This is a genomic window from Micrococcus sp. MS-ASIII-49 (assembly GCF_000946635.1).
Taxonomy (GTDB): Bacteria; Actinomycetota; Actinomycetes; order Actinomycetales; family Micrococcaceae; genus Micrococcus; species Micrococcus luteus.
Window position 1 is genome coordinate 1 of record NZ_JXSP01000144.1, and the last position, 17727, is coordinate 17727.

The 17727-nt window shown below is 75.0% G+C and carries 15 protein-coding genes, 1 tRNA gene and 1 pseudogene; 9 read left to right on the forward strand and 8 right to left on the reverse strand.

Going from position 1 to position 17727, the window contains the following annotated elements; all coding sequences use genetic code 11:
* Window positions 1-169 precede the first annotated feature (169 nt).
* Window positions 170-243 (forward strand) — tRNA-Met (locus SJ20_RS09550).
* A gap of 125 nt (window positions 244-368) precedes the next feature.
* Here SJ20_RS09550 and SJ20_RS09555 read toward each other — a convergent pair.
* The 3 genes from SJ20_RS09555 to SJ20_RS09565 all read right to left on the reverse strand — a co-directional run bounded on the left by SJ20_RS09555 (window position 369) and on the right by SJ20_RS09565 (window position 5018).
* The gene (locus tag SJ20_RS09555) at window positions 369-1769 is read right to left on the reverse strand and encodes a sodium/glutamate symporter (RefSeq protein WP_041105135.1); all 1401 of its coding nucleotides are present in this window, start codon (window positions 1767-1769) and stop codon (window positions 369-371) included.
* Between the two features lie 178 nt (window positions 1770-1947).
* On the reverse strand, window positions 1948-2766 hold the full coding sequence (locus SJ20_RS09560) for a PspA/IM30 family protein (RefSeq protein ID WP_002854906.1): 819 nt from the start codon (window positions 2764-2766) through the stop codon (window positions 1948-1950).
* Between the two features lie 119 nt (window positions 2767-2885).
* A complete protein-coding gene (locus tag SJ20_RS09565; protein WP_044659763.1) occupies window positions 2886-5018 on the reverse strand; it encodes a TPM domain-containing protein in 2133 nt (710 codons plus the stop codon).
* Between the two features lie 254 nt (window positions 5019-5272).
* Between SJ20_RS09565 and SJ20_RS09570 the strand changes: the two genes are divergently transcribed.
* A complete protein-coding gene (locus SJ20_RS09570) occupies window positions 5273-6553 on the forward strand; it encodes a S1C family serine protease (RefSeq protein ID WP_052833458.1) in 1281 nt (426 codons plus the stop codon).
* Window positions 6550-7329 (forward strand): PIG-L deacetylase family protein, encoded by a 780-nt coding sequence (locus SJ20_RS09575; protein ID WP_044659764.1) that lies wholly within the window; start codon window positions 6550-6552, stop codon window positions 7327-7329. The genes SJ20_RS09570 and SJ20_RS09575 overlap by 4 nt, the downstream gene beginning before the upstream one ends.
* Window positions 7330-7350: 21 nt before the next feature.
* Here SJ20_RS09575 and SJ20_RS09580 read toward each other — a convergent pair whose 3' ends face one another.
* From SJ20_RS09580 to folP, 5 genes are read right to left on the reverse strand one after another with little or no spacing between them, the layout of a single operon-like run.
* Window positions 7351-8781, reverse strand: a complete 1431-nt coding sequence (locus SJ20_RS09580; RefSeq protein WP_044659765.1) for an anti-sigma factor domain-containing protein — start codon at window positions 8779-8781, stop codon at window positions 7351-7353.
* 7 nt (window positions 8782-8788) lie between these two features.
* On the reverse strand, window positions 8789-9349 hold the full coding sequence (locus SJ20_RS09585; RefSeq protein WP_044659766.1) for a tRNA (cytidine(34)-2'-O)-methyltransferase: 561 nt from the start codon (window positions 9347-9349) through the stop codon (window positions 8789-8791).
* Window positions 9350-9389: 40 nt separating this feature from the next.
* Window positions 9390-10343 carry a J domain-containing protein gene (locus tag SJ20_RS09590; protein WP_044659767.1) on the reverse strand — a complete coding sequence of 318 codons (954 nt, stop codon included), beginning with the start codon at window positions 10341-10343 and terminating at the stop codon, window positions 9390-9392.
* Window positions 10340-11131: a pyrimidine reductase family protein gene (locus SJ20_RS09595; protein ID WP_044659768.1), complete on the reverse strand. Its 792-nt coding sequence runs from the start codon at window positions 11129-11131 to the stop codon at window positions 10340-10342. Before SJ20_RS09595 ends, SJ20_RS09590 begins: the two co-directional genes overlap by 4 nt.
* The gene (gene folP / locus SJ20_RS09600; protein ID WP_044659769.1) at window positions 11128-12120 is read right to left on the reverse strand and encodes a dihydropteroate synthase; all 993 of its coding nucleotides are present in this window, start codon (window positions 12118-12120) and stop codon (window positions 11128-11130) included. The genes SJ20_RS09595 and folP overlap by 4 nt, the downstream gene beginning before the upstream one ends.
* A 65-nt stretch (window positions 12121-12185) precedes the next feature.
* On the opposite strand from folP, the gene SJ20_RS09605 reads away from it, so the two are divergent.
* The 6 genes and pseudogenes from SJ20_RS09605 to SJ20_RS09630 form a co-directional block, all read left to right on the forward strand.
* Window positions 12186-13544 carry a TrkH family potassium uptake protein gene (locus SJ20_RS09605; RefSeq protein ID WP_044659770.1) on the forward strand — a complete coding sequence of 453 codons (1359 nt, stop codon included), beginning with the start codon at window positions 12186-12188 and terminating at the stop codon, window positions 13542-13544.
* The gene (locus SJ20_RS09610; protein WP_044659771.1) at window positions 13537-14226 is read left to right on the forward strand and encodes a TrkA family potassium uptake protein; all 690 of its coding nucleotides are present in this window, start codon (window positions 13537-13539) and stop codon (window positions 14224-14226) included. The genes SJ20_RS09605 and SJ20_RS09610 overlap by 8 nt, the downstream gene beginning before the upstream one ends.
* A 37-nt stretch (window positions 14227-14263) precedes the next feature.
* A complete protein-coding gene (locus SJ20_RS09615; RefSeq protein WP_044659772.1) occupies window positions 14264-15466 on the forward strand; it encodes a cysteine desulfurase family protein in 1203 nt (400 codons plus the stop codon).
* Window positions 15467-15505: 39 nt separating this feature from the next.
* Entirely contained in the window at window positions 15506-16642 is a 1137-nt protein-coding gene (gene mnmA, locus SJ20_RS09620) for a tRNA 2-thiouridine(34) synthase MnmA (RefSeq protein WP_041105223.1), read from the forward strand.
* Between the two features lie 9 nt (window positions 16643-16651).
* Window positions 16652-17041, forward strand: coding sequence for a chorismate mutase (locus SJ20_RS09625; RefSeq protein WP_002854878.1), 390 nt, complete (start codon window positions 16652-16654; stop codon window positions 17039-17041).
* Window positions 17034-17727, forward strand: a pseudogene (locus tag SJ20_RS09630) (hypothetical protein); the annotation flags it as partial. The gene SJ20_RS09625 and the pseudogene SJ20_RS09630, both read left to right, overlap by 8 nt.

Genomic DNA, 17727 nt, shown 5'->3' on the forward strand with positions numbered 1-17727 from the left:
AAGGCGGGCCGGGCCCGCCGGACCGTCGACGGCGGCCCCGGCCACGCACCGCGCGTGGTCGGGGCCGCTGTCACTTCGGGGCAGGTGGCCGCCGCATGGCCGCCGGATGGCGGGGTGCTGACGCCGATTTGAACTCGACGGAACAGGTGTGTATAGTTCTAGAAGTCGCCGCGGGGTGGAGCAGTTCGGTAGCTCGCCGGGCTCATAACCCGGAGGTCGCAGGTTCAAATCCTGCCCCCGCAACGAGAAGGAGAAGGCCCCCAGCATCTGCTGGGGGCCTTCTCGCATGTCCGGGACCGGTCGCCCCGGCCCGCCGGCACGGTGCCGGCGGGCGAGCTGACCGCCCTCGGGCGATCGGTGGGGGAGCGTCAGCGGCTCGAGGCCCGGACCGCCTGCTGGGCCGGCGTGCGGCGGCCAGGATCAGTGCGGCGCAGCCAGACGGCAGCGATGATCGCGATGATCGCGATGGCGCCCCAGATGCCGACCACGGCCCAGGACAGGCCCGCGATGAGCAGCAGCGGCACGAAGGACACGGCCGCGATCTCCACGGGCACCACCGGGATGTAGGCCACGCCGAACTGCTCCATGGTCCCGGACTTCAGCTTCGGGTCCACGATGCGCAGCATGGCCACGCCTGTGGCGACGGCGCCGGTGGCCCAGCCCCACGTGAACAGCTGCTTCTCGAACCACGCGTCGGTCATGACACGCGGCGCCACGACGATCCCCAGGAACAGGGCCAGCGCGAGGCCGATCACGAACAGGAGCAGCAGCGGCTGCCAGTAGTCCACGACCACGGTCGGGGCGATCGCGGCGATGCCACAGACGATGAGGATGTCCGTGGCGGTGCCGGACACCGAGTTCAGCGAGCCCGGGTCGAGGAACTTCGCCGTCTTCGTGGCCTGGAACAGGACGCGGGCGATCAGGCCGAGGAGGAACGCGATCGCGAACGCGGGGATGATCAGCTGGGGACCGTCCTCACCCACGACGCTCGGCCACACGGCCGTGATCCAGGAGACCACGCCGTGCGCGGCCGCCGCGATCATCGCGACCACGCCGACCTGGAAGGCCAGCGACTCCACCGAGGCCGCCGAGAAGGTGTGCCGGCCGATGACCGGGCGTTCCTCCACCTGGTTCAGCACCCCGGTGCGCAGCTCCTCCGGGATGGAGGTCAGGCCCGCGAACTCCCGCGCGTGGCCGCGCTGCGCGCCGATCTTGGCCTGGATGATGCCACCCACCACGCCGACGATCATGCCGACGGTGGCCGAGGTGTAGGCCAGCGAGGTGACGGTCGCATCACCGTTGGCCGCGTACGCCTGGCCCACGGCGGCCGCGGAGCCGAAGCCTCCCGCCCAGCCGGCGAACAGCAGGGCGGCGAACGAGTCGGGCGCGTCGAACAGCGGCTGCAGGAGGACCAGCGTGACGAGGGCGCCGATGGCCACCTGGGAGGAGTAGATCAGCACGCCGTAGGACGCGAACGCGCCTACGGGGCGGCCGATCTTGCGGACGTCGAAGTCGTCGGTGAGCGCGATGCACACGAACACGATGACGATCAGGATCGAGCCGTATGTGCCCAGCTGGGAGCTGAACGGCAGCCAGCCCAGGCCGTTCGGGCCGAGGGCCAGGCCCAGGATGCCGGCGATGACGGAGGCCGGGATCATCAGGGTCTGGAGGGGCGTGATGACGGCACGGGCCAGCGTGCCCACGGCCAGGAGCGCGCCGATGAGGCCGGCGTCGACCAGCACGGACCAGGCCGTGAACTGCTCTTGCATGGGGTTCTTCCTCTGTGCGGGGACGGGGGCGTCCCGCGGAGTGTGCCGAGGGACCCCGGGACAGTACCAAAGGAGTGCGGGGGCCGGGGCGCGTCCGGGAGGGGCACCGGCCGGGGCGCACGAGGACGGCCCGCCGCGCCGGCGTGGGCCGGGCGACGGGCCGTGGGGCGGGGCGGGGTCAGCCGCGCGCGGTGCCGGTCTCCTCGGCGGTCCCCTCGGCGGCGTAGTCGAGGGTCAGGGTCTCGTCGGCGTCGACGTCGCCCGAGGTGAGGGCGGCCTGGCCGGCGCCGCCGGCCTTGAGGGCGGCGAGGCGGGCCTCCACCTCGGTCTTCTCGCCGAGATCCTCGAGGGACTCGAACTGGGCGTCGAGGGAGGAGGCGGCGATCTCCTGCTGGCCGCGCACGCGGGCCTCCTCGCGACGGACCTTCTCTTCGAAGCGGGAGACCTCGGAGGTCGGGTCCAGCAGGTCGATCGACTTCACGGCGTCGGCCACCGCGGACTGGGCGTGGGCGGACTTGGCGCGGGCGGTCAGCTCGTCGCGCTTGGCGACCAGCTGCTGACGCTTGACCTTCATCTGGTCCAGACCGGTCTTCAGGCGCTCCACGATCTCGCGCTGCGAGGCGATGGTCGGCTCCGCGGACTTCGCCTGGCGCTCGAAGTCCATCTGGCGCTCGATGGCCACCTTGGCGAGGTTGTCGAACTTGTCCGCCGAGGCGGTGTCACCCTTGGTGCGGAAGTCGTCGGCCTTCTGGGAGGCGGCCAGCGCCTTCTGGCCCCAGCTGCGGGACGCGTCCTGGTCCTCGCGGTAGTCGTCCTCGATCATTCGCAGGTTGCCGATCGTCTGGGCGACGGCGGCCTCGGCCTCCGCGATGTTGTTCGTGTAGTCGCGGACCATCTGGTCCAGCATCTTCTGGGGGTCCTCGGCCTTGTCCAGCATCGCGTTGATGTTGGCCTTCGCCAGCGTGCTGATGCGGCCGAAGATGGACTGCTTGACCATGGTGTCTGCCTTTCGTCGGTCTTTCACGTCAGCGCAGACCGTCGGCCTGCGTCCACCCCGTCCCGCGCGTGCGGGCCGGGCCGGCGCCCGGGGCGCCGGAGTTCATGGGGGGGGGGCGGTCAGAAGCCGCCGCCGGAGATGTCGCCGAACCCGCCGAAGTCGCCGCCGCCGAGGCCGCCGCCGTCGAACCCGCCGAAGCCGCCGCCGCCCCAGCTGCCGCTGTTCAGGATCGAGTTCATCAGGATGCCGCCGAGCAGTGCGCCGCCGAGGCCGCCGCCGAAGCTGCCGCCCACTCCGGCGCGCGGGCGTGCACCGTACATGCCGCCCACCATGCCGGGGCCGTAGCCGAAGCCCTCGACGTCCGCGCGGGCCAGCTCGCTCGCGCGCTCGGCCAGCTGGGAGGCGCGCTGCGCCTGCTGGAGGGCGGCCACGGGGTCGGTGCGGCCGAGGCTGATCGCCGAACGCAGCGTGTGGTCGGCCTCCGCGAGCCGGGTCCGGGCCTCCGAGCCCACGGCACCGCGTCGGGCGCCGATGAAGTCGGCCGTGCCGTCGATCTGCGCCTGTGCCTGGGCGATCGTGGAGGTGAGCACCTGGGAGGCCTGGCGGGCCTGCTCGCGAGCGTCGCGGACGCCGGCCAGCGGGGTGTTGAGCTGGCGGTGCGCGGCCTCGAGCTGGTGCAGCAGCTCCAGGGGGTCCGGGCGGCCGGCCGCGAGGGCTCGGCGCACCGCGTTCACGGCGTTCTTCATCCCCGCCACCGGGCCGGCCAGCTCGGGGTTCGACCCGTTGGCCACGAGCGCCTCGGCCTCGGCGACGTCCTGCTCGGACTGGGCGAGGCCCGTCTGCAGGTTGCCCAGCATGGCCCGCAGGGACCCCTCGGCCTTGCCCACCGCCTCCGTGAGCGTGTCCACCTGGCTGAGCGCCTCCTCGGCGGCACGCACGGCCAGCGCCGCCGTGGAGCGGTCCTGGGCGTCCCACGCGCTCCGCGCCTTCGCGACGGCGGTCTCCACGAACTCGAGCCGCTCCCGGGCCTGCGTCGCGTTGTCCGCGACCTCGGCGAGGGCGGACTCCGCGTACTGGCCGTGCAGCGCGGCGATCGCCGACTCGGACTCCTGCACCCGGGACCGCGCCTCGGGCAGGCGGGCGTCGACGCGCTCCAGGGCCTCGGGCACCTGGTTCTCGAGGTCGCGCAGGGAGTCGAACTCCTTCTTGTGCGCCGCGAGGGCCGCACCCACGGCCTCGCTGCGCTGGATGATCTCCTTGAGCCAGGCGCGCTGCTCGGCCTCGGTGTCCGGGATCTCGTCGTCGAGCTGGTGCTGGAGCTGGAACGAGGCCCGCATGTGCTCCTTGGCCCGATCGATGTCCTCGCGGAACGTCGCCACGGACTTCTCCCCGTAGGACGCCTCGGCGAAGCCCAGCTCCTGCTCCGAGGAGCGGATGGCGTCGTCCGCGGCCACGAGCTTCGAGCCGGCCTGGGTGCGCAGCTGCTCCACGCTGAGCTCGTCGAGGGGGTCGCGGCGGACCTCCTCGGTGCGGCCCCCTTCGACCGCGCCGCCCTGCGTGCGCCTCCGGCTGCGGGCCACGAGCACGCCGCCGCCCACGGCCGCGGCCACCGCGCCCGCGCCGAGCACCGCCGTCAGGGCCCCGCCGCCGGAGGCGCCCTGGGCCGTGCTCCCGTCGCCCGCGGTGCCGGCCGGCAGGGCACCGGCCGGATCGTACTCGGCCCCGCTGGCCCCCGTGCCGTCGAGCGTGCCGTCGGCGGCGTCGTCGAGCCCCTGCACCGCGGCGGTGCCCGCCGCGAGCCATTCCGCCGAGCCGGGGTCCGTGCCGATCTTGGACAGCTCCGGGCCCACGTAGGTGCGCGTCACCTGGTTCTGCAGGTCCGCGTCCCCGCCGCTGTCCAGCCCATAGGCGCGGTCCTCGACCGCGATCGCCAGGACCGAGTCGTTCGTCCCGAGCCCGCGCTGGCGCGCCACGTCCTGGGCCAGCGTCTGGGCGTCCGTGCTGAACTCATCCACGTAGACGACGTACAGCCCCTGCCCGGTGTCCCGGCGCAGGTCCTGGATCTCCTGGGTCAGCCGCTGCTCATCGGAGGTCGAGAGCACCCCGGCCTCGTCCACCACGTACACGCCCGGCGGCACCGTCACGGCGTGCGAGGCGGGTGCCGCCACCAGGAGGCCCAGGCCTCCCAGACCCGCGGCGGTCACGGCGCGCGCCAGACGGCCGACATCGGCGGGGCGGGTGGGCACGGTCATGCGGGGTCTCCTTCGACGGCGGAGGCGAGCCGCCGCACCGGGCGGACCCGCCGGATCCTGGGGTTGAGTGTAGGGCGGCGTGGGAATCGGGCACCAGGGATCCGGCGCGGCCGGGACCGTGGGAGGAGCGGACGTTCGGCCTCTAGGCGGCGTTCAGTCATGCACGCTAGCGTGGACGTGCCCCGGGGCGCGCGTCCGCAAGACGACGGGCGTCTGTGTCGACCGCCCGGGGCCCGACCCGAAGCGAGGACCCCGTGGACCAGACCGCCGCCCCCACCCAGCCCCCCGTGCCGACGGCCCGCACCGTCGCGCGTCCCCGGCCCCAGTCCCGCGCCCGTGCCGGGGCGGGCCTGCTCGCCGCAGCCGTGCTCATGGTGGGGCTCTCCGGTTGCGCGGTCGCGGAGGACGGCGGCGAGGCCGCCTCCGAGGCCGCGAGCTCCTCCTCCTCGCAGGCGACGGACACCTCGGCCGAGGCCGGGGGACAGCCCGTGGCGGACACCGCCGTCGGGAACGCCGCGAGGACCGCGCTGCCCTCCGTGGTGACCATCTCCGCGACGTCGAGCTCCGCCTCCGGTTCCGGTTCCGGGTCGATCCTGGACACGGAGGGGCACATCCTCACGAACACCCACGTGGTCACCCTCGGCGGCCAGGACAACGACGCCGAGCTGACGGTGCGCACCTCGGACGGGGAGGTCTACGCTGCCACCGTCGTGGGCACCGACCCGCTGTCCGACCTGGCCGTCATCAAGATCGACGCCCCGGACCTCACCCCCATCCAGATCGGCCGGTCCGGGGATTTGAAGGTCGGGGACGAGGCCGTCGCCATCGGCGCCCCCCTGGGCCTGCCGAACACCGTGACCGACGGGATCATCTCCACCCTGGACCGGACCATCGCGGTGGCGTCCTCCGAGGCGCCCGAGCCGCAGGGCGAGAGCTCCGGCTCGTCCTCCGGCGCCGAGCAGTACCGTTTCCAGCTGCCGGGCACCCCGCAGGGCACCCGGGGCGAGGTGTACATCAACGTGCTGCAGACCGACGCGGCCATCAACCCCGGCAACTCCGGAGGCGCGCTCGTCGACGCCGAGGGTCGCCTGGTGGGCGTGAACGTCGCGATCGCCTCGGCCGGCCAGGACCCGAGCGAGGCGGGCAACATCGGGGTCGGCTTCGCCATCCCCGTGGACTACGCCCAGCGGGTCGCACAGGACCTGATCGACCACGGCAAGGCCACGCATGCCATGCTCGGCGTGAGCGTCACCCCGGAGCCCGCCGAGGTGCAGGGCGGCAGCGAGAACGCCCGGACCGTGTTCAGCGACGGCGCCCGCGTCCAGCAGGTCGTGGGAGAGTCGGCGGCCGACGCGGCCGGGCTGAAGGAGGGCGACGTGATCACCGCCGTCGGCGACCGCGCGGTGATCGACTCCGAGTCCCTCACCGCCGTCGTCCGCGAGCACCGCGTGGGAGACTCGGTGGACGTCACCTACCTCCGCGACGGCGCGGAGCAGACGACCGAGGTGACGTTCACGGAGGACACCCGCTCGTGACCACCACGCTCACCACCCCCGCCGCGCTCGCGGCCCACCACGGCTGGCGCCGGGTCCTGGCCGTCGGCGCCCACCCGGACGACCTCGACTTCGGGGCCGCCGCCACCCTGGCCGGCTTCCGCGCGGCCGGGCTGCACATCGAGCTGTGCATCGTGACGGACGGGGACGCCGGCGGCTTCGACTCGGAGGGCCCGGAGGCGATGACCGCCCGCCGGCACGCTGAACAGCGCGCGGCCGCCGCCGTCGTCGGTGCCGCCGAGGTCCACTTCCTCGGCGAGCGCGACGGACACCTCGAGCCGGACCACGGCGTGCGCCGCAAGCTCGTGGCGCTGATGCGCCGCGTCCGCCCGGACGTGGTGCTCAGCACCCACCCGGAGCGGGACTGGGAGCGGATGCAGGCCGCCCACCCGGACCACCTCGCCTGCGGCGAGGCCGTGGTGCGCGCCGCGTACCCGGCGGCCGAGAACCCGTACGCGTACCCGGAGCTCGCGGCGGAGGGGCTGGAGGCGTTCAAGGTCCGGAACCTGCTGCTGTACACCGCCCCCGCCGCGCGCCGGAACACGGTCGTGGACGTCACGGGCCTGGCGGAGCAGAAGCTGCGCGCCCTCGACGCCCACCTCTCCCAGCACCCGGACGTCGACGCGATGCGGCGGCACGTGCTCGCCCAGATGGCCGAGCACCACCGGCACGCCGCCGGCCCGGCCGCCGGTCCGGGCCACGCCGAGGCGTTCCACCTGGTCACGGTCAACGGCCCGGGCACCATCGCCGGGTTCTGAACCCTCCCCCTGCGGGACCTCTCAGTTGGTGCTCGGTCGCCCGCCGTAGCGCGGGCCGGTCTGCGCGGTGGGGTCGAGGTCGACGCCGACGACGGGCTCCGACGTCGGCACCTCCGAGCCCGAGCTGGGCTCCACGGAGATGCCCATCGCCGCGAAGCGGTCCAGTCCCCGGAAGGTGACGGGCTCGCCGAAGCCGTTGGCGTCGAACGTGCCGAGCGAGGCCGGGGCCGTGCCGTCCGAGGGGTAGAGCCACAGCTGGTAGGACTGACCCTCCGGCAGCTGGGGCATCCCGCTGATCGTCAGGTAGCCGCTGTTCTGCTCCCGGGACAGGAACGCCTGGACCGTGCCGCCGTCCTGGGCCGGGTACTCCGAGGTCGTGAACAGGTCCTTCGACTGGTCGATGCGGTGCACGATGCCCGGCCGCGTGAACTGACTCCACACCGTCCACCCGCCGACGCCGAGCACGAGGGCCGCGAGCAGCAGGAGGGCGGTCACCTTGAGCCAGCGCAGGCGGTCCCGCGGCGGGCCGGCGGGGGCGGACTCGTCGCCGATCAGGTCCATGCCCACGTCCTGGGCGGGCAGGCGACGCAGGACCTCGTCGAGCAGGGCCGACGGCGGCTCGGCCGTCACGGACCGGAACGCCCAGGCCACCGCCTGGCGCGCACCGTCCACCCGGGAGCGCCACCGGGCCAGCTCGCCGCCCCGCCGCTGCACGGCGGAGAAGGCCGCGGTGTGCCCGGCCGTGTCGAGGGCGTGCACAGCCGAGAGGTCGGCCAGCTCGAGTGCGCGGCCGGCGTCCACGTCCTCGCGCACGTCCGCGCCGAGTGCCGGGCCGGTCGCCGGGGCCGGCGCGGACGGCCGGGCGGCGTCCTGCGTGAGGTCGCGGCGGGCCGCCACGACCTGCCGCACGCCGTCACGCAGGAGGGTGCGGGCCTGGTCGGCCGGCAGACCCAGCCGATCGGCGACCTCCCGGTCGGTGCAGCCGCCCAGCCACGCCAGTCGCACGGCCTCGTAGGCGTCCGGGGCCACGCGGTCGACGAGGTCCTCGGGCAACGGCGCGGGCCCGGCCGGGCCGGGACGACGCCCACGTTCCGCCGCGGAGCCGCCGGCGCGGCGCAGCGAGGTCATCACGCGGTGGGCGAGGACCTCGAGCCACGTGAACACCTGGCGCTCGCGGTGGGTCGCGTCGTCACGCTCGCTCAGGTCGAGCCCGGCCTCGGAGGCCTCCTCCCATGCCGTCAGGTAGGTGCGGACCGTGGCCGCGGCGGCGTCGTCGCCGGGGCCGAACATCGCTTCGGCCAGGCCGTGCACCCACGGGACCGTGGCGTCGTAGAACGCGGAGAACGCGGCCCGGTCACCCTCGGCGCTGCGGCGCAGGAGGGTGTCCAGGGCGGGCTGGCCGGCGTCATCGGGGCGGTCGGCGTGGGGCTCGGACGCGTCAGGAGTCTGCATGGTGGCCTCAGTCTAGGGAATCGGGGCGGGCAGCGGACCCGGCGAAGTCGTGCTGGCGCCAGGCCTCGTACACGGCGATGGAGACGGCGTTCGCCAGGTTCAGGGACCGACGGGCCGGCTGCATGGGCAGGCAGACGGTCTCGGTGACCCGCGGATCGGTCAGCACCTCCTCGGGCAGGCCGGTGGACTCGCGGCCGAAGAGCAGCACGTCGCCGGGCCGGTAGGCGACCCGGTCGTGCCGCACGGACCCGCGCGCGGTGAAGGCCAGCACACGGGCGGGGGCGAGGGCCGCGAGCGCAGCGTCGAGGTCCGGGTGCACCGTCACCACCGCGAGGTCGTGGTAGTCCAGGCCGGCGCGGCGCAGGTGGGCGTCCTCGAACCCGAAGCCCAGCGGCTCCACGAGGTGCAGCTCGGCCCCCGTGAGGGCGGCGAGCCGGATCGCGTTGCCGGTGTTGCCGGGGATCTCCGGGGTGAGCAGCAGGATCCGGAAGCCGGGGGTGCCGGGCGCCGGGGCGCGGTCGGCGCCCTCGTGCGGGTTCGGTCGGGGTGGGGTGGGGGAGTCGGGCACGCGCCCAGCCTAGTGGGGCGCCGCCGGGCGGGGGCGTGCCTCAGTGGAGCCGGTCGACCAGCGCGCCGAGCGCGCGCCGGTCCACGAGGTCCGGGTCCGTGCCGGTGCCCAGGAAGAGCGCGACCTCGCGCGCGAACGCGATCCCGGGTGCGGGCGGGGCGGTGAGCAGGTCGGCCTGCGCCTCCGGCGCGTCGGCGCCGCGCGTGTGGCGGATCACGGGTGCGTGCCGCGCGTCGCGGTCCGTCATCACGTGCACGAATCCGCCGACGGTGACTTGGGGCAGGGCCTGCTGCCACGCCATCATCGCGGGGCCGAGCAGCGGCGGGGCCACGGGACGGCTCCGGGAGCGCAGGTCCGCCCCGTCCCAGGTGTAGGTCCCTTCCGGGACCATGACGGAGCCGATCAGCGCCAGGCGATGGCCGCACAGCACCGCGTGGTCCACGTCGAGGTGCCGTCCCCAGCGCCCGCCCAGCCGCAGCCCGGTCAGGACCCGGGCGGCCGGCAGCGCGTCCGCCACGTGGCGCAGCAGCACGTCGAGGGTGCGGGCCTGCCGCAGCACCCGGTGCTCGTCCGGCAGGATGCCGCGCGGCCGCGGCGCCCCGTGGACGCGTTGGCTCGATCGCGGCAGGTCCAGCACGGTCGGGTCCGTCTCCGCCTCGCCGGGCGGGGGCTCGTAGCGCACGGGGCGGGCGGCACGTCCGCCGGGTCCGGACCGTCCCGACGGTCTCGCCCGCCCTGGTCCGGCCGTCGCGCGGGGGCCGCGGGGACCGACGTCCGGGTCGGGCAGCGAGAGGTCGTACCGGCGCCGGGCCTCGGCGTCGCCGAGCAGGTCCCACGCCCGCGTCACGGCCCGGAAGGCGGCGGGGTCGCCACCGACGTCGGGGTGGGCGGCCCGGGCCGCGCGGCGGTAGGCCCGCCGGACCTCCTCGGCGGTCGCGTCGCGGGGCACGCCGAGGACCTCGTAGGCGGTGCGGTGCTCCTCGGCCGCGCTCACGGCGTGGGGTCCGGGCCGGGGGAGGCATGCCGCTCGTGGTGCAGGCGCAGGAACAGCATGCCGTCGTCGTGGAGCACCTGGACCAGCTGCAGCCGGGCGGGGAGGCCGGGGCCGTCCTCACCGGTCAGGACGCGGCCGGCGGCGGGTCCGGCCAGCAGCGGCGCCACGGTGAGGTGCACCTCGTCCACGAGGCCGGCCGCTGCGAGGCTGCCGAACAGGCGCGGTCCGCCCTCGCAGTGGACGACGCGGGCGCCGCGCGCGTGCAGGGTCGCCACCATGGTCTCGGAGTCCACGTGCTCCTCGCCGACCGTCAGCACGTCCGCGTGCGCGGCCAGCGCCGCCGCCCGCTCCGGCTCGGCCGCGAGGGCGGCCCGGGACGTGAGGATCCAGGGGCGCACCGGGGCGGCCGTGAAGAACGCGGACGCCGGGTCCAGGTCCAGGCTGCCGCTGACCACGGCCACGGGCGGGTCCGCGGGCCCGCCGGCCTCCGCGCGTCGACGCCGGTCCGCATCGGACAGCAGCGCTCCCTCGTAGCCCTCGGCCCGGATGGTCCCGGCCCCCACGAGCACGACGTCGGCGTCGTGCCGGGACAGCGAGAGCAGGCGCTGGTCCGCGGGGGAGCCGAGCCCGCCCGCACGGCCGTCCAGGGTGGCCGCACCGTCGGCGGAGGCGATGAACACGACGCGGACCCAGGGTCCGGGGCCGGTGTCCTCGGCCGCCGGGGCCGCGAGGGCGGCGCGGAGGGCGTCGTCGTCCAGGCCGGGGCCGGTCTCGGTCAGCCGTCTCATGCCCGCCCCCCGCGGTGGGCGCGGTGTTCGGCCAGGGTGCTGCGGTCCGGCGGCGGGTTCTCCGCCCCCATGTTGTGGACCAGGCGCGCCGGCTCGCGCCACCCGAACACGCACTCGAGCATGCGGGCCGCCGAGACGGAGGCGTCGGCGTCGTGCATGCGCAGGATCCGGGCGCCGCCGTACACGCAGGCCGCGGCCGCGGCCAGCGAGCCGGGCAGGCGCTCGTGCCGGTGCCGGTCCAGGCTCTCGCCGATGAAGTCCTTGTTCGAGACCGCGGCCAGCACGGGCAGCCCCAGGGCGGCGATCTCGTCCAGCCGCCGCGTGATCTCGAGGGTGTGCCGGGTGTTCTTGTTCAGATCGTGGCCGGGGTCCACGATGATCCTCTCCTCGGGGACGCCGAGCGCCACGGCCCGGTCGACGGTGCGCCGCAGGTGGTCGCGGACCTCCGTGACGACGTCGCCGTAGGTCGGCCGGGGGACCACGGCCCGGGGTCCGTGCACGTGGGCGAGGGAGTGGGTGACCACGAGGTGCGCGCCCGCGGCGGCCACCACCCGGCCCAGGTCCGCGTGGAACAGCCCCGTGGTGTCGTTGACGACGTCCGCCCCCGCGGCCAGGGCCGCCTCGGCCACGGCCGGCTGGAACGTGTCCGCCGAGAGGATCAGCCGGCGCGACGCCTCGGAGGACCCGGCTCCGTCCCCGCTCCGCAGGGCCGCGATCAGGGGGACCACCCGCGCCGCCTCCTCGGCCGGGTCGAGCTCAGTCCCGGGCGCGAACGGCACGCCGCCGACGTCGACCCACTCGGCTCCGGCGTCCGCCGCGGCGTGGGCCTGGGCGAGGGCGTCCTCCAGGACGGCGCCGGCACCGTCGTCATAGAAGGAGTCCGGGGTGCGGTTGACCACGGCCATCGTGACGATCCGGCGGCGGAAGTCGATCTCGTGGTGGGCGAACCGGTGCACCGGGTGGACGAGGGGGACGGAGGGGGTCGGCACCCGGCCATTCAACCACCGGCGCCGCACAGTGACAGTGCGCCCCCGGAGGACTATGTTTCCCTCCCGTGGCATCCACCTCGTCGCCGCGGGTCGGCCCGCGCCGGCCCCGCATCCGTCCGACCCAGCTCGTGGTCGGGTCCTTCCTCGTCGCCATCGTGACGGGCACCGGCGCACTGCTGCTGCCCGCCTCGTATCAGGGCCGCGCGCCCACCCCGTTGGAGGCTGCGTTCACGGCGACCAGCGCCACCACGGTGACGGGCCTCGGCGTCGTGGACACCCAGACGTTCTGGACACCCCTGGGCCAGGTCGTGATCCTCGCCCTCATCAAGCTCGGTGGCCTGGGCGTCATGACGTTCACGTCGCTGCTGGGGCTGGTGATCCTCCGGCGGCTCGGCCTCACCCAGCGCCTCGACGCCGCGGCCTCCACCCGGGCCGAGGGGATCGGGGACCTGCCCCGGGTGCTGCGGGCCCTGATCCTGTACTCCACGGCCGTCGAGGCCTCGGTGGCGCTGCTGCTGAGCCTGCGCTTCTGGCTGGGCGCGGGGATGTCCCCGGGCCAGGCACTGTGGCAGGGGGTCTTCCACGCGGTCTCCGCATTCAACAACGCCGGGTTCGCGCTGTTCAGCGACAACCTCATGGGCTTCGTCTCGGACCCGTTCATCTGCCTGCCGATCGCGGCGGCGATCATCTTGGGCGGCCTGGGCCTGCCGGTCGTGCTGACCCTGCGGCGAGACCTGCGCCGACCCGAGCGGTGGAACCTCACGGTCCGGCTCGTGCTCGTGGGCACCGCGGTGCTGCTGGTGGGCGGCACGCTCATGTACCTCGTCCTCGAGTGGTCCAACCCGCGGACCCTGGGCGGTCTGGACCCGGCCTCGCGCGTGCTCGCGGCGTTCTTCCAGTCCGTCACGACCCGTACCGCCGGCTTCAACACCCTGGACTACGGGCAGATGCACCCCGTGACGCTCTTCGCCACCGACGTGCTCATGTTCATCGGCGGCGGCCCCGCCGGCACCGCCTCGGGCGTGAAGATCACGACGGCGAGCGTCCTGCTGTTCATCGTGCTCGCGGAGATCCGGGGGGAGGGCGCCGTCCATGCGTTCGGCCGCCGGCTCTCCCGGACCACGCACCGCGAGGCGATCACCGTGATCATGCTCTCCGCGACCGCGATCGCCGTCGCCACGATGGCGCTCATGGGCCTGTCCTCGTTCACGACCGACCAGATCCTGTTCGAGTGCGTGTCCGCGTTCAGCACGGTGGGCCTGTCCACCGGCATCACCGCCCAGCTGCCGCCGGCCGCGCAGGGCATCCTCATGCTCCTCATGTTCGTCGGCCGCATCGGCCCCGCCACCGTCGCCGGCAGCCTGGCCCTGACCGACCGCACCCGCCACTTCGAGTACCCGAAGGAGAGGCCCCTCATTGGCTGATCTCACCCGTTCCCTGTTCGCCCCCCGCCGGGGCGACCGCCCCACCGTGGCCGTCCTCGGGCTCGGCCGGTTCGGCTCCGGGGTCGCCCGCGAGCTCATGGAGTCCGACTGCCACGTGCTGGGGGTCGACGCCGATGCCGAGGCCGTCCAGGCGCTCAACGGCCGGCTGACCCACGTCGTCCGCGCGGACAGCACGGACGAGGAGGCGATGCGCCAGCTCTCGGTCCACGAGATGGACCACGTCGTCGTCGCCATCGGCGGCGACCTCGCGGACTCGATCCTCACCGTCTCGCTGATGCGGCGGTTCGGGACGCACCAGCTCTGGGCCAAGGCCAATGACGACCGCCACGGCGAGATCCTGCGTCAGCTCGGCGTGGAGCACGTGGTCCACCCGGAGCGGGACATGGGCCGCCGCGTGGCGCACCTGGTCAGCACGTCCTTCCAGGACTTCGTCGAGGTCGAGCCGGGCCTGGCCATGGTCCGGGCCACGCCGCCGTCGCGCCTGCTGGGCAGGGACCTGCGAGCCACCGGACTCGCGGGGGAGCGGGGCATACGCGTGGTCGCCGTCCGCAGCCGCGACACGTGGCTCTACCCGCCGAGTCACTACGTCCTCGAGCCCGAGGACACGATCCTCCTTTTGGGCCCGACCCGTGACGTCGAGCGGTTCCTCGCCCGAGACTGAGCCGGTGCACATCCGGCGCGGCTCCTAGACTGGCCGGGTGACCACCCCGGACCGCGTGCACCTGGACCACGCCGCCACCACGACGGTGCGCCCCACCGCGCTCGCGGCCCTGGCCGAGGCGGCCGCGCTGCCGGGCAACCCGGCCTCCCTCCACGCCTCCGGCCGCCGGGCCAAGCTGCACCTCGAGGAGGCGCGGGAGCGCATCGCCGCGGCGCTCGGGGCGCACCCCTCCGAGGTGATCCTCACGTCCGGGGGCACCGAGGCGGACAACCTCGCCGTCCAGGGGCTGTACCGGGCCCGCCGCGCGGTCGCGCCGGAGCGCACCCGGATCGTGCTGACCGGCATCGAGCACCACGCAGTCCTCGACGTGGTGGACTGGCTCGCCGCGCACGAGGGCGCCGAGCCGGTGCTCGTCCCGGTCGACGACGACGGGCGGGTCGACCTCGCCGCATGGGGGGCCGCGCTGGCGACCGCGCCCGAGCGGACCGCCCTGGCCACGCTGATGTGGGCCAACAACGAGATCGGCACGGTCCAGCCCGTCGCGAAGGCCGCCCGGCTCGCGGCCGACCACGGGGTCCCGTTGCACACCGACGCCGTCCAGGCCCTCGGGGCGGTGCCCGTGGACTTCGCCGCGTCCGGGGCTGCGACCCTGGCCGTCTCGGGGCACAAGGTCGGCGCCCCCGTGGGGGTCGGCGCCCTGCTCGTGCGCCGGGACGTCACGCTGGAGGCCGTCGTGCACGGCGGCGGCCAGGAACGCCGCCTGCGCTCGGGCACGGTGTCGGTGGCCCTGGCCGCCGCGCTGGCGGCCGCCGTGGCGGAGGCCGTCGCGGAGCAGCCCGCCGAGGCCGCCCGCCTGGGCGGGCTGCGGGACGAGGTGATCGCCGCCGTCGACGCCCTGGACGGGGTGCGCCTGACCGGGCCGCGGGACCTCGACCCGGCGACGGGGCAGCCGCTGCCGCCGGGGACGCGCCGACTGCCCGGCAACGTCCACATCACCGTGCCGGGCCGGACGGCGGACGCGCTGCTGTTCTCCTTCGACATGGCCGGGCTGGACACCTCGTCCGGGTCGGCGTGCACCGCCGGGGTGGCCGAGCCGTCGCACGTGGTCGCGGCCCTGCCGGGGCGGACTGAGGCCGACGCGCGGGCCACCCAGCGGTTCACCCTCGGCCGGACGACGACGCCGGCCGAGGCGGCCGCGCTCATCGACGCGCTGCGGACGCTGCTGGGGCCGGGCGTCTAGACTGGACCGCCCGTCCGCCGTCGAGAGAGGAGTCCGCCCGTGAAGGTCCTGGCCGCCATGTCCGGGGGAGTCGACTCCGCCGTCGCCGCGGCGCGTGCCGTGGACGCCGGGCACGACGTCGTCGGCGTCCACCTGGCCCTGTCCCGCATGCCCGGCACCCTGCGCACCGGCTCACGCGGCTGCTGCACCATCGAGGATGCCTCGGACGCGTGGCGCGCGTGCGAGCGGCTCGGCATCCCCTTCTACACGTGGGACTTCTCCGAGCGGTTCGCGGAGGACGTCGTGGACGACTTCGTGGCCGAGTACGAGGCCGGCCGCACGCCCAACCCGTGCATGCGCTGCAACGAGCGCATCAAGTTCGCGGCGCTGCTCGAGCGCGCCCTCGAGCTGGGCTTCGACGCCGTCTGCACCGGCCACTACGCCGCCGTGCGGCCCGGTCCGGACGGCTCGCTGGAGCTGCACCGCGCCGCGGACGACGCGAAGGACCAGTCCTACGTGCTCGGCGTGCTGACCGCGGATCAGCTCGCCCACTGCCTCTTCCCGCTCGCGGACACGCCGTCCAAGGAGCTCGTGCGCGCCGAGGCGGCCGAGCGCGGCCTGTCCGTGGCGGCGAAGCCGGACTCCCACGACATCTGCTTCATCCCCGACGGCGACACCCGCGGCTGGCTGGCCGAGCGCATCGACCTGGCCCCCGGCCCCATCGTGGACGCGGAGGGACAGGAGCTCGGCACCCACGCGGGCGCCCAGGCGTTCACGGTCGGCCAGCGCAAGGGCCTGGCCATCGGCCGTCCCGCGCCCGACGGCAAGCCCCGGTTCGTGCTCGAGGTGCGGCCCAAGGAGAACACCGTGGTCGTCGGCGGGCGTGAGCTGCTCGACGTCGACCGCATCACCGGCATCCGACCGTCGTGGGCCGGCGCCCCGGTGCCCGAAGCCCGCACGGGTGCCTGGTTCGACTGTGCGCTGCAGTTCCGGGCCCACGGCGAGATCGTCGAAGCCCGCGCCCGCCAGCGCGCGGATGCGGCGGGGCATCCGGGGTGGGAGATCGAGCCGGTGCGCCCCCTGCGCGGCGTGGCTCCCGGTCAGACGGCCGTCCTGTACCGGGGCACCCGCGTGCTCGGCCAGGCCACCATCGACACCGCTCGCAATGCCCGGCTGTCCGCCCCCGCGGATGCGTAGGCTTCGGCCATGAGCCCGGACTACGACCCCCACGCCAGCTCGCTGCCCGGCACCGCGGACCCGGCGGTCCTCGACGAGCTCTTCGCGATCCGCGGCAGCATCGACAACATCGACGCCTCGCTCGTCTACCTGCTGGCCGAGCGGTTCAAGTTCACGCAGCGGGTCGGTGCGCTGAAGGCCCGGCACGACCTGCCGCCCTCGGACCCCGGGCGTGAGGCCGCCCAGATCGCGCGGCTGCACCGGCTCGCGCTCGAGGCGGACCTCGAGCCCGCGTTCGCCGAGAAGTTCCTGAACTTCATCATCGCCGAGGTCATCCGCCACCACCGCGCGCTGGCGGCCGAGGGCCGGCCGGACGCCGAGGCGGAGCCGGGGGCGGGCTCCGGGGACGCGGATGACTGAGGCCGCCCACGACGGCGGCGCCACCGGCCCCGTCGCCCTCGGCGGCACGCCGTGGCGCGGCACCGACGTCGCCGAGGCGCAGCGCGTCACGCTCGGCGAGCTCGGCGCGGACCATTGGCCGGTGCTCCCCGAGCTGCCCGATCGCGGACCCGGCGCCGAGGCCACCGGCCGCTCGGCCGCCCTCCTGCAGGAGCTGGCCGTCGACCTGCAGCCGCACGGCTGGCGGGTCAGCCCGCCCGGGGCCGCCGGCTCCGGCCGCGACCGACGCCGCGCCGTCTCCTTCTGGCGCGAGGACGCACACCGTTGGGCGGACACCGCGGGGGCCGAGGGCGCCGTCGTCGAACGTCTGGCCGTGCGGGTGCGCGGTCCGCTCAGCCTGCTCGCCGGCCTCTGGCTGCCCGGGGGAGAGCGCGTCCTCGGCGACCACGGCGCCCGCCGCGACGTCGCCGAGTCCTATCTCGAGGGACTGCAGGACGCCCTGCCCCGCCTCCGAAGTGCCACCGGCGCGGCCCGCCTCGGCGTCGTCGTGGACGAGCCGTGGGCGGCGGCCGTGCTCGCCGGGACCCTGCCCACCGCGAGCGGGTACCGCACCGTCCGGTCGCTGCCGCGCGAGGAGGCCCGCGGGCTGTGGCGCGCCGCCCTCGACGGGCTCACCGCCCTGCCCGACGTCGCCCGGGTGTGGCTCC